General features: G+C 72.7%; 7 protein-coding genes and 4 pseudogenes. 3 read left to right on the forward strand and 8 right to left on the reverse strand.

What is annotated here, in order from left to right; genetic code table 11:
* Positions 1–134: 134 nt before the first annotated feature.
* Positions 135–1,169: a DUF3825 domain-containing protein gene (locus ACZ34W_RS29650; protein WP_465608500.1), complete on the reverse strand. Its 1,035-nt coding sequence runs from the start codon at positions 1,167–1,169 to the stop codon at positions 135–137.
* Positions 1,170–1,220: 51 nt separating this feature from the next.
* A pseudogene (locus ACZ34W_RS29655) lies at positions 1,221–1,523 on the reverse strand (cold shock domain-containing protein); the annotation flags it as partial.
* Between the two features lie 264 nt (positions 1,524–1,787).
* Here ACZ34W_RS29655 and ACZ34W_RS29660 point away from each other — a divergent pair.
* Positions 1,788–2,095, forward strand: a pseudogene (locus tag ACZ34W_RS29660) (transposase); the annotation flags it as partial.
* Between the two features lie 37 nt (positions 2,096–2,132).
* On the opposite strand, the pseudogene ACZ34W_RS29665 reads toward ACZ34W_RS29660, so the two are convergent.
* A pseudogene (locus ACZ34W_RS29665) lies at positions 2,133–2,441 on the reverse strand (IS110 family transposase); the annotation flags it as partial.
* Between the two features lie 146 nt (positions 2,442–2,587).
* Between ACZ34W_RS29665 and ACZ34W_RS29670 the strand changes: the two are divergent.
* Positions 2,588–3,154, forward strand: a complete 567-nt coding sequence (locus ACZ34W_RS29670) for a Uma2 family endonuclease (RefSeq protein ID WP_465608458.1) — start codon at positions 2,588–2,590, stop codon at positions 3,152–3,154.
* Between the two features lie 157 nt (positions 3,155–3,311).
* Here the strand turns inward: ACZ34W_RS29670 and ACZ34W_RS29675 are convergent.
* Positions 3,312–3,467: pseudogene (locus ACZ34W_RS29675) on the reverse strand (DUF255 domain-containing protein); the annotation flags it as partial.
* 298 nt (positions 3,468–3,765) lie between these two features.
* On the opposite strand from ACZ34W_RS29675, the gene ACZ34W_RS29680 reads away from it, so the two are divergent.
* Positions 3,766–4,863, forward strand: a complete 1,098-nt coding sequence (locus ACZ34W_RS29680; protein WP_465608460.1) for a MinD/ParA family ATP-binding protein — start codon at positions 3,766–3,768, stop codon at positions 4,861–4,863.
* A gap of 16 nt (positions 4,864–4,879) precedes the next feature.
* Here the strand turns inward: ACZ34W_RS29680 and ACZ34W_RS29685 are convergent, their stop codons facing one another.
* The 4 genes from ACZ34W_RS29685 to ACZ34W_RS29700 all read right to left on the reverse strand — a co-directional run bounded on the left by ACZ34W_RS29685 (position 4,880) and on the right by ACZ34W_RS29700 (position 11,707).
* Positions 4,880–6,307, reverse strand: coding sequence for a S8 family serine peptidase (locus ACZ34W_RS29685; RefSeq protein ID WP_465608462.1), 1,428 nt, complete (start codon positions 6,305–6,307; stop codon positions 4,880–4,882).
* Positions 6,304–9,747, reverse strand: a complete 3,444-nt coding sequence (locus tag ACZ34W_RS29690) for a right-handed parallel beta-helix repeat-containing protein (RefSeq protein ID WP_465608464.1) — start codon at positions 9,745–9,747, stop codon at positions 6,304–6,306. The genes ACZ34W_RS29685 and ACZ34W_RS29690 overlap by 4 nt, the downstream gene beginning before the upstream one ends.
* A gap of 106 nt (positions 9,748–9,853) precedes the next feature.
* Positions 9,854–11,086, reverse strand: coding sequence for a hypothetical protein (locus tag ACZ34W_RS29695; protein WP_465608466.1), 1,233 nt, complete (start codon positions 11,084–11,086; stop codon positions 9,854–9,856).
* A 177-nt stretch (positions 11,087–11,263) separates the two neighbouring features.
* Entirely contained in the window at positions 11,264–11,707 is a 444-nt protein-coding gene (locus ACZ34W_RS29700; protein ID WP_465608468.1) for a hypothetical protein, read from the reverse strand.
* Between the last annotated feature and the right edge of the window lie 4 nt (positions 11,708–11,711).

Here is an 11,711-nt window from a genome sequence, read left to right on the forward strand (position 1 = left end):
ACTGCGCACCCGGGGCCAAGCCCGGCCGCCTCGCCCTCAGTACTTCCGAGAATGGGCTTAAAGTAGAGTTCTGCCCTACCGAGCATAGGCTCTCATTCCATCCCTCGCCGATCGTCGAGGGATGGAATTTCGGATTAAGGGTTCAGCCAGTCCCGGTCGGGCCGTGCCAGGAGGCGAGCGTTCTTGAGGGCCGCCGCAAGCGCAAGAACGGTCTCGCCGTGATATTCGTCGCCCACTCGCCGGACCACCAGCGCCAGCTGCGCTTCTGCTGTGCCACGCAATGCGAGCGGTAGAAGCAGTTGGACCTCACCTCTGTGGAACTGCGGAACCGCTGCCTTGTAGTTGCGGGCAACTCGCTCGACAGCACGGTCAATCGCTGATCGAGTGAGCATTAGGGCCATTGCTTGATCGCGTAGATCCGAGGGGTATCGCGAGATGTTGTCCTTGACGAAATGGTCCCAATCCAGAATCAGTGGAAGGCGCGGATCGTAAAAGAGGACCGACGGATCTGACCAATAGGTGGCCCTGGCGGGGCGTGGTGAAAACAGTCCGGCAAGTCGCCCGTCGGACTCCTTCATCCACCCTTGGTGGCGCCACGGGTACCCGTCCTCGTCCGACTTCTCTGCGAGGATCCCGTAGATCTCCTCCTGATTTTGGGTCACCAGGCCGGTATTGAAACCCGCTCGCTTGCCGTCCGTTGTCTCCCCATACGCTATCTTTCCCTGATCCAACAGACGCGCGAAGGTGTGCTGGATGTAACTGCGAAGGATCGGTAGATCCGCTAGTGAGGTGCCACCGCCTTCGGTGTCGTCGAGCAGCTCGTCATCTTCGTCCGGGCTATTCATAATCCATGCTTCACCCTCTGCCAGGTTCGCAAGGTCTTGCCATGATGCCGCAGGCATACGGACGAATCGCTGCAGAGGCTCTCTCGGGTCCAGGCGTTTGACGCGCTTCGCCACCGGGCCCTTGGCGCCGGGCTCGATCTCGAATTCCACCTTCTCTCCGGTTGAGAGCGTGGCGCGAGTTGAGCTGGGGCGAAGGATCTCGGTGTGGTGAACGAAGGATGAATTTCCCGTATCGTCGTCGACGATGTAGCCGAACCCCTTCAAATGGTCAAACTCCTGGACGGTTCCATACTGCCGATCGGCTGGAAATTCCAGGTTTGCCACGCGGGTCTTTCCAGTAGTTGGATCGGGTTCCGTTGATACCAGTACCTTCTCCCCTTCCACGAGACATCGGTATCCTCGACCGGGGAGGGTTGAAATATGTACAAATGCTGTCTCATTGGAAGAGTTGAGTCTCACCATCCCAAAGCCGCGGATGGAATTCCACCATTCAACGACCGCGCCCGTCGAACCGGCCTGGTCGTTCGATGTGGGGGCCACAGGGTGGGGAGTGATCCGCGGTGATTGGGCTGTGCTCGCATCGGCCGATCGGTGGGGCATGTTGGCGGGCGTCGGGCGGCCCGATTCGTGCGGCATTGGGGTGACCTCCTCAGGTTTGGGGGTCTCACATCGAGGCATCGAGCAATGTATCCAGGATCTCGCCGGTGCGGACGGGAATGCGTGAGCACCGCGCGAGCGGACCGGATGGATCGAACGGTTGCATGGTGGATCACGGAACCTGCCGCACGGCGCTGACCTGCAGGTTCAGCACCATGCGGCATCACGTGTCACGTCCCGTCGTGATACGGGTTCTTCTTGTAACACGATCTCGTGGGATGTGGGCTGGTGGGCCGTATCCGGTGTGACGATTCGTCCGTTGGTGGTGGCGTGAGTGCACTGTGGATGGTCGATGACGAGTTGTGGGCGCTGATCGAGCCGGTGCTTCCGCCGTGGCCGGAGCGGTCCCCAGGGCCTCGGCCGGTGGACGACCGGTTGTGCCTACAAGGCGTCCTGTTCGTACTGTTCACCGGCATCACCTGGCAGCAGCTTCCACCGGAGCTGGGCTTCGGCAGACGTGCTGGCGCCGGCTGTGCCGGTGGCACGACGCCGGAGTGTTCGACCAGGTCCACCGGCTACTGCTCGCCGAGTTGAACGCAGCCCGACGGATCGACTGGACGCGTGTGGACGCCTCCCACGTGCGCGCGAAAGGGTGCGCCTATGGTCTTTGTCGAGCAGTGGCGGCGGTAGGGGCTGGTAGAGGGTGCCGTCTCTGAGCATGGCGAACAGGACGTTAATGCGGCGGCTCGGGAGGGCGACGAGGGCGGCGACGTGGTGCTTTGCCTCGCGGCGTTTCCGGTCGTAGTAGGCCTGTGACTCCGGTTGCGAACGCCACGAGGTAGAAGGCCCGTTTGAGCCGCTTGCTGCCGCGCCGAGAGGGGTGTCGCCACAGATGACGGAGCCGAGGCCGGCGTAGGCCGCGAGATGTCCGGCGCTCGGGAAAAGCGCTCGCGTCGCCGATGTCGAGAGGATCCGGGCAGGCCTGCTGGCTCCGCCTGGAGCAGCCGCTGCAAGATCGGCAGCACAGCGATGCTCGTGCAAGCCAGCCCGACATCAAGGCCTGGCAAGAGCAGCGTCCCCGAGCCGCAGAACAGTACGCTGGGCCGAGCAGCACCGAGCCCGTCGAGTCCCGAGGAGGTACGCCGATGACCGCCGAGATGGTCGCTCCCGAGTGGATGCACCACCAGATCACCGTGGACGAGTACGACTCCTGGTCCGAGGAGCAGTGTGCGGGTATCGAGATCGTGGACGGGATGGTCGTCGTGAGCCCGAGTGCCTCCAAGCGGCACAACCGCCTGGCCCGGATCCTGGCGAACACCCTGGATACGGCCGCTGGTCCGGACTGGAACGCCGACACGGACTTCGATGTCCGGTTGCAGGACGTGCCACTCACCAACCGGCGGCCCGATGTCGTGGTCTACCGGGCCGAGACCATCGACATCACGCCCACCCGCCCGGAACACGTCCTCCTGGTCGTCGAGGTCGTGTCACCGGGCTCGGAGACCACTGACCGCATCGTGAAGGTGGATCAGTACGCCCAAGCCGGCATCGCCTTCTACTGGCGGATCGAGCAGACCGCCAACGGCGTCCCTCTCGTCTACACCTACGTCCTTGATCCCGCGAGCCGGTCCTACCGCGACGCGGACGTGTTCACGGGCACGATCAGGACGGCCGCTCCGTTCGCAGTCGAGATCGACCTCAGCACGATCTGACTCGTCCCCCGGAAGATGGCTGGCCGGTCTCGGGCGAGGCGGGCCAACTGGTCTTCACCTCAGGCGCCTACGTCCCGAGACCCTCATCGTACGTGTCCGCGCCAGCACTCCTTGGAAACATCCCAGGTCAGGACTACCTGGTTGTGTTAAGTCACTGGCACCAGTGGCAGGCCGCGTAGCCGACCGACAGCAGCACCGGCACGCCGCGCCGCTCCGCCTCCGCGAACGCCTCGGGGCCCCAGGGCCACCAGTCGACCGGGTTGTCGGCGTGCTGCAGCAGATAGGGCGAGGTCGCACCGGCGAGACGATTCACGCCGCCACCCTACTCATGGCAGGCGACGGGACAGCTGTCGAAACGGCGGCCCGGTGCGCCCGAGTGCCGGCGGTGCGGTCCGGCGGTGGTCGAGCGTCCTGGTCGCGAAGCCCGGGACGCGGGGGCTGCCAGGGGACGGCTGCTCGGCGTCCGGCCGCTGCCGCAGCTGATCCGACGCGCACCCGTCGGGTGTTCGCCCCGTCGATCCGGGGCGGGATGCGGCGTTGAACCGGCTCGCCGCCCCGGGCCGTTGAGTCGAGGCGGGCGGCGGGGCGATGCGGTGACAGGAGGCAATGGCGTGACGGGCGACCACACGGTCATCGAACGGGTGCGGCGGCTGGAACGGGAGGCGGACTGGGACCTCGCCCCGGTGTACGGGCCCGTCTCGCCGCCACAGGAGCCCGAGCGGCACCGGCCGCTGGACGCCACGGGCACGGTGCCCGTGCTCCCGGAGGCCGCTCCCCTCGCCGCCCCGCCCCAGCCGGCGGCACAGCCGGCCCAAGCCGTGCCGGGGGTCGGCGCGCCCGTCGCCCGGCGGGGCCTGCGCGGGATCGGCCTCGGCGCCGGGCTCGGCCTGGGCCGGGTCGATCGGGAACGGCTGGAGGCCGTCGTCCGCACCCCGCTGCACCGCTCCTACCGGATCGCGGTCGTCGGCCTCAAGGGCGGTGTGGGCAAGACCTCCGTGACGCTGGCGCTCGGCTCCGTGCTCGCCGAGACGCGGTCCGACAAGGTGATCGCCGTCGACGCCAATCCGGACACCGGCACCCTGAGCGGGCGGGTTCACCGGGAGACCACGGCCACCGTCCAGGACCTGCTGGTCGCCGCTCCCTCGATCACGGGCTACATGGACATCCGCCGCTTCACCTCGCTGACCCCCAGCGGTCTGGAGGTGCTGGGCAACGACCCGGACCCGGCGGTCGCCACCGCCTTCGGCGGCGAGGACTACCAGCGGCTGGTCGACCTGCTCGCCCGCCAGTACCCGATCGTCCTCAGTGACTGCGGCACCGGCCTGCTGCACGGCGCCACGCGCGCCGTGCTCGACCTCGCCGACCAGTTGGTCGTCGCCGCCACCGCCAGCCTCGACGGCGCGAGCGGCGCCGACGCCACCCTGGAGTGGCTGCACGCGAACGGTTACGGGCCGCTGGCACGGCGCAGCGTGACCGTGGTCTCCGGCGTCCGCGGCACGGGCCGGGTGGTGAAGGCGGAGAACCTGGTGGCGCATTTCGAGAGCCTCTGCCGGGCCGCCGTCGTCCTGCCCTTCGACGAGCACCTGGCCCTCGGCGGGACGTTCGAGCCCGCGAAGCTCCGCCACCGGACCCGCCGTGCCCACCTCGAACTCGCCGCCGCGGTCGCCGAGGGGATGAGCCACCCAGACGCCGCCGTTCCCGCCGACTAGGGCCTGGTAGGGCCCGTCAGGCCTGCCAGCGCCCGGGGCGCCAGGCGCGGCGGCGGCCGGCCGCGCAGACCAGTGCGGTGCCGGTGACCAGGGCGACGCCGGCGAGGACGGCGCCCGCCGTCACCACCGCCTGGTGCCCGGCGGTGTCCGGCGACGGCGGCCGGAGTGCGGCGACGGTCGGGGCCGGGCGGGGCGACGGCGGGACGGCGGCCGGCGCCGGGGCGCCGACGGCGGCCGCCGGGTCGACCGTGCCGTAGCCCACGCGGGGGTCCGGCAGGGCGGTGCCCGGGTGGTAGGCGGTGGACGTCAGACGGTCCTTCAGCCCGGCCGGCCCGAGGTCGGGCCGGTAGCCGAGGACCAGGGCGGCGGTGCCGGCCACCACGGCGGCGGCGAAGCTGGGCCCCGAGCCGGTGAAGTAGCCCTTGCCGCCGGGCCCGACGCTCATCATGGCGCCCCCCGGGGCCACCAGGTCGATCCGCCCGGCGCCGCTGCCCGGGGCACCGGAGCCGCCGGAAGTGCCGGAGGTGCCCGAGCCGACCCCGCCCGACCCGCCGGAGTCCGTACCGCCGCCGTTCGGGGCACCGTTCGGGGCCAGGTCGGACACCGTCAGGACCTCCGCGGGGGCCGGGGCGGACCCGGACCCGGACCCGCTCCCCTGGTCGGGCCCGGCCGGGGCGACCACCAGCGCCCCCTTGCCGCCTGCGTAGCGGACCGCGCCGGCGAGGTCCTCGTCGCCCGCCGCGACGGGCAGGGCCAGCGCGATCACCCGGGCGCCGCCGTCGGCCGCGTCGCGGATGCCCTTGGCCAGCAGGGCGGCGGTGGTGTTCCCGGCGTCATCGGTCACGGCCACGGCCAGGACGCGTGCCTCGGGGGCGATGCCCGCGAAGCCGACGCCGTCGCGCCGGCCGGCCGCGATCAGTCCGGCGAGGAACGTGCCGTGGCCTACGCAGTCGCGGGTGGAGGCGCCCTCGCCGTACTCGCGCGGCCCCGGCACCAGGCGCCCGCCCAGGACGCCGGAGGCCGGGTCCACTCCGGAGCCGACGACGGCGACGGTCACCCCGGCGCCGCGGCCGAGCTGCCAGGCGGTCTCGGGACGCAGGAAGGCCTGCGCCCACGGCATCCGGTCGGTGTCCTTGTCGGAGGGCTTCACGCAGCCGTCCGCGCGGCCCGCGCTCCGGCTCTGCCCGATCACGGGCAGCGACCCCGGCTCGGCGCCGCCGGAGGAGGGCTGTCCCGGACGGGCCGTACCCGCCGCGGCGGGAGTGCCGGGGACCGGGGCGCCGGGGACCGGGGCGCCGGGTGCGGCGCCGGCCGGGCCGGCCTGCGCCAGCAGGATGCCGAGGCACAGCACGGCGCACACCGCCGGACCGGCCCCCGTCCGCCGCACCCCCGCAGCCGGTCGGATCAGCGCGGCGCGGCGCGCACGGGAGCGAGCGCCGGTCATCCAGCCCTCCCCCGCGCCGGCACGGGGATGTCCTGCGGCAGCAGCAGGCTCAGCTCCGAGACGTCGCCGATGTCGAGCCGGGCCAGGCGCCCGGCCTGCCGGGTCACCATCGCCTCCAGCGTCTGCCGGGCGAAGCGGCCGTTGCCGAAGTTGCGGTCGCGCGGGACGGTTTCGCACAGCTGCGCCAGGGCGGCGAGGGTCTCGGGCGCGCAGACGTAGCCGGCCTGCTCGGCCTGCAGCCGGACGATGGTGACGAGTTCGTCCGCGCTGTAGTGGTCGAAGGCGATCTGCTGGGAGAAGCGGGAGGCCAGGCCGGGGTTGGAGGCGAGGAAGCCCTCCATCTCCTCCTGGTAGCCGGCCACGATCACCACGACCTCGTCGCGGTGGTCCTCCATCAGCTTCATCAGGGTGTCCACCGCCTCCTGGCCGAAGTCCCCGCCGGCCCCGTTGCGGGGCGTCAGGGTGTAGGCCTCGTCGATGAACAGCACGCCGCCGCGCGCGCGTTCGAAGGCGTCGCGGGTGAGCTGGGCGGTGTGACCGATGTAGCGGCCGACGAGGTCGGCGCGGGCGGTCTCGATCAGCTGACCGCCGGGCAGCACGCCGAGTTCGGCGAGGAGCTCGCCGTACAGTCGGGCGACGGTGGTCTTGCCGGTACCGGGCGGCCCGGCGAAGACCAGGTGGTGGCTGATCTTCGCGGTGGGCAGGCCGGCCTCCTCCCGGCGGCGCACCTGGGTGATGAGGTTGACCAGGTTCTCGACCTGCTCCTTGGCGGCGGCCAGGCCGACCATCGAGCGCAGCTGTTCCAGCAGTTCGGTGCCCCTGCCGCCGTCGGCGCCCGCCGCGCCGGCCTCCGCCCGGGCCGCGGCGGCGGCCTCCGCGCCGAGGTCCTCGGGCAGCAGCAGCGGCAGGTCCGCGTCGGTGACTTCGGCGAGCTCGGCCAGCCGGGACGCCTGGCGGTCCACCATCTCCTCGAACACCTTGCGGGCGGCGCGGCCGTTGCCGAAGTCGGCGCCCTTGGGCATCCGCGTGAAGTGCGTCCCGAGCGCGTCCACGGTGACGGCGTCGAGTTCGTAGCCGTGCGCGGTGGCGGACCGCTCGACGATGGTGACCAGTTCCTCGGGCGAGTAGTTGCGGAAGTCCACGGTGCGGCTGAAACGGGAAGCCAGGCCCGGGTTGGAGGCGAGGAAGTCGCGCATCTCGTCCGAGTACCCGGCGACGATCACCACCACGTCGTCGCGGTGGTCCTCCATCAGCTTGACCAGGGTGTCGATCGCCTCCCGGCCGAAGTCCGGTCCGGTGCCGCCGGAGCCGGCGGACAGCGTGTACGCCTCGTCGACGAACAGCACGCCGCCGAGCGCGGACTGGAACACCTCGGTGGTCTTGATCGCCGTGCCGCCGATGATCGAGGCGACCAGGTCGGCGCGGGCCACCTCCACCAGGTGGCCGCTCGGGAGCACGCCGAGCTCGGCGAGGATGGCGCCGTAGAGACGGGCGACGGTGGTCTTGCCGGTACCGGGCGGCCCGGCGAAGACCAGGTGGCGGCCCATCGGCAGAGCCGGCATGCCGGCCTGTTCCCGGCGCCGGGCCAGCTTGTTGAGGTTGACCAGGGTGGCCACCTGGTCCTTGACTCCCTCCAGACCGACCAGCGCCTGCAGCGCGGCCTGCGGTCCCTCCGGCTCGGGCGGCGGCGGGGCGGCGGCCGAGTGCCGCGCCGGGTCGGTGGCGTCGTCGCGGTCCCCGGCGCCGGTGCCGTCCTGCGCGCCGGCCGGCCGGACCGCCGCGGGGCCGTCCTCGGCGCCGGCGCTCGCGCTACCGTGGCTGTCGGCGCGGCCGTTGTCCCGGCTGGTGAGGTCCTGTACCGCCAGCCGGCTGCCGGCCCTGGTCTGGCGCAGCCCCGAGCCGCGGTTGCCGGCGACGGTGCACCCGGTGACCCGGACCGGTTCCTCGGAGTCCACCCGCAGGCCGTCGCCGGCGTTGTCGGTCAGTTCGCAGCCGTTCAGCGCGGCCCGGCTGCCCGCCGCCATCAGCACGCCGTGGCCGCGGTTGCCGTGCACCCGGGCGCGGACCATGGTGAGTTCGCCGCCGTCCTCGACCAGCACGCCGTCGCCGGTCCATTCGGCGATGTCGCAGTCGCGCAGGGAGGCGACGCCGCCGGGGCCGACCTCGACCCCGGCCACCGCGGCGGCCCGGCCGGGGCCGGCGGCCGGGGCGCCGCCGCGCACCGTGGAGCCGCCGACCTGGGTGTTGCCGCCGTCGGCGACCCGCAGTGCGGCCCGCCCGGTGGCGGACAGCACGCACGACTCCAGGCGTCCGCGTCCTTCCCGGAACACCTCGACGCCGTGGCCGCGCACCTCCGCGATGTCCAGGCGGCGCAGCAGCGGGTTGGCGCCGTCGCGCACGCTCACCCCGGCCCCGGCCGCGCCGCGCACCTCCAGCCGGTCGAACTCGGCGGCGCTCTCGCCGGTCAGCTCCACTCCCGCCCCGGCGGTGTCGGCGACCGCGGTGCGGGTCAGGGCGGGGCTGGAGGACTCGTCCACCAGGATCCCGGCCAGCTCCGAGGCGGCCACCTCGCACTCCTCGAAGCGGCCGCGGGAGCGTCCGGTGACGTGGATGCCGTGGCCCTTGGTGCGCACCGTGCGGCAGCGCCGCAGCAGCGGGTCGGTGCCGCCGGCCAGCACCACGCCGTGGCCGCGGGTTGAGCTGACGGTGCAGTCCTCCAGCACCACCTGGGCGGCGGAGCTGACGTAGACGCCGATCGAGGTGTCCAGGACGGTGGTGCGCAGCACCCGGGTGGAGCTGTTCTCCTCCAGGGCTATGCCGGGCTTGTCGGTGGCGGAGATCTCGCAGTCCTCGATCGAGCCGCGGCCCTCGCCGTTGACGCACACGCCGTTGCCGCGGGCGTCGCGCATGACGCAGCCGCGGACGACGGGGTTGGCGCGTTCGCCGATCACCACGGCGGAGCTGCCGAGGTGTTCGATCACGCAGTCCTCGATGACGCTGGTGCCGGTCGAGGTCTCGACGATGCCGGCCCCGGCGGGGTTGACGACGCGGCAGCCGCGCATCGCCAGCGAGCCCTGCTGGCGGGCCAGCACGGCCGTCCAGGAGTTGCCCGCCACCTCGCAGTCCTGGAGGGCGGCCTGGCCGCGCGGGACGTCGACGGTGGGCAGTTCCTCGTCCTGGCCCTGGAGGACCAGGCCGGTGAGCTGGACGGCCTCGGCGACCACCTGCACCACCGCGCCGCGCCGGGGTGAGATGCGCACGCTGCCGCGGGCCTCCTCGGCGGTGATGGTCACCATCTTGGTGATCACCAGGTTCTCCTCGTAACGGCCCGGGCGGACGCTGATGACCGCTCCGCTGCGGGCCGCCTCCAGGGCGGCGCCGATCGTGCGGTAACCGCCGCCGCTCGGCTCCGCGCAGACCGTCAGCACATGGCGGCTCATCGGGCGTTCTCCTCCGTCGTTCGTGGGGCGGTGACGCTGGTCGGGCGGTGGTGCGGGCGGTGGTACGGGCGGCGGTCGATGGGCCGCCGGTGGTGCGGGCCGCGGGTCAGCCGGTGCAGTTGGCCCTGACCGCGGAGGCGGCGTGGTGGGCGTAGGTCTGGGTGCCGCCCTTCCAGTCGTTGCCGCGGCTGTGCAGCACCACGGCGATCCTTCCGCCGCTGAGCGGGAAGGTGCCCGCGGAGACCCACTGGCCCCGGTGGGCGACCTGGTTCACCTCGAAGGACCTGTCCTGCACGGTGTAGTAGGTCGGGGCGCCGCCGACCGCCTTGATGTCCCCGTCGGGCACGAAGACCGACAGGTTGCAGGTGCCGGTGGTGACCGGGCCGGTGGTGAAGGTCCACACCACCGAGTTGCTCTTGTCGTCGTTCGCGTCGCCGGACATCGGCACCGAGCTGAAGCCACCGCCGCAGCCGTCGCCGGTGTAGCCGCCGGAGTTGCGACGCCAGCCTTCCTGGCCCTTGTCGTACCAGCCGTTCAGCTGCATGGAGGTGGACCCCCCGCAGCCGGGGCCCGCGACGGCGTAGTAGGTCGGCGGTGGGGGCGGGGGCGGCGGGGCCGCCTGCTGGGTGGGCTTGGCCGGGGGCACGGCGGGCTGCTCGGCGGCGGGCGGCTGGGGTTGCGGCGTGCCGGCGGCCTGTCCGGTGGTCTGGGCGGTGCTCTGTCCGGCGCCCTGGGCGGGTGCGGGGGCGCTCGCCGCGGTGCCGGTGGCGGGACGACCGGTGGGTCGTGCGCTCGGGCCCGGGTCGGGTGCCTGGACGGCGTCGGGCAGGGCGGCGGCCCCGGCGGCGGCGGGGACCACGCCCTCCCCGGGTGCCGGGCCGTCGGCCGGCGGGCCGGGCTGCGGGGGCTGGTCGCCGGGCGGGTTACCGGGCGGGTTTCCGGGCGCGTCGGGGCCCGGCACGTAGCCGTCGCCGCCGCCGTCCGGCTGGGAGTACCCGGCGGGCGGCGGGCCGTCGGCGCCGGGGGTGTGGGGGCCGTCCCCGCCGAACCCGGAGAGGGCCAGCGGCACCCCGACCAGCACGAGGCCGGCGATCACCGCGGCGGCCACCATCGACTTGGGGAGGCGGCGTTGGCCGCCCTCCTCCTCGGCCGCTCCCGCCGGTGCGGGCACGGCGCTCACCCCGGCGCGGGACTGCCCGGGCGCCGCGGCGCCGCTCTCCCCGACCGGGGGCACCGCCCCGGCGGCGCCCACAGCGGCGGGCGCCCGCCGCGCGGGCCCGGCCGCGGCCTCCGCCGGCTGCCCGGCCTCCTCGGCCGGCTCGGGCACCGCCCATGCCACGGCGGGCAGTTGGACGCCCCCGCCTGACGGCTGACTCTCACGTCCGTTGCGCACCTTGCCCACCCGGGCCTCCTGGCTCTCGACAACGACACCCGACAGGGACGGCCCGTCCCGGCCGCAGCGGCCGCCCGACACAGCCGTCCCTTAGGAACTCACGGACGGCGGGGCACGCGGGGTTCAGTCGGTGTCCGGGCGCCAGGCCGGCTCGGCCGGCTGCGGCGGGTGGAGGACGAAGTCGGCCGCCCGCTCCAGGGTCGCCGCGTCCGGCCGGGGCCGTGCGTCGCCCCGCTCGCGCAGGTGCGCCAGCAGCCCGGGTTCGGGAGCGATGTCGTACTCCTCCAGGTAGTAGGTGACGGTGTCGGTCCAGATCCACTCGCCGTCGGTGCGGTAGTTCAGCGGGACGGCGCCCTGCCGGGAGGTGTCGAAGATGTCGTCCATGAGCATCGGCGTCATCAGCACCTCCGCGCCGGCCCGCAGGTACCCGGCCAGCGCGGCCCGCTCCGTCGCGTCCTCGACCACCGCGCGGTCCGAGAACCCCGGCCCGGTCACCGGGTCGACCATGTCGAACACCGCCGCCAGCCGGAACTCCCCGACGTCCTCGTGCTCCTGCTGCTGATCCAATGTC

It is taken from the genome of Kitasatospora sp. NPDC022856, from assembly GCF_055561235.1.

What these genes read in the sequence shown, in the direction of transcription:
- ACZ34W_RS29685 (WP_465608462.1), bottom strand. Translation starts at nt 6,307, where the DNA reads ATGACCGGCGCTCGCTCCCGTGCGCGCCGCGCCGCGCTGATCCGACCG.
- ACZ34W_RS29670 (WP_465608458.1), top strand. Translation starts at nt 2,588, where the DNA reads ATGACCGCCGAGATGGTCGCTCCCGAGTGGATGCACCACCAGATCACC.
- ACZ34W_RS29690 (WP_465608464.1), bottom strand. Translation starts at nt 9,747, where the DNA reads ATGAGCCGCCATGTGCTGACGGTCTGCGCGGAGCCGAGCGGCGGCGGT.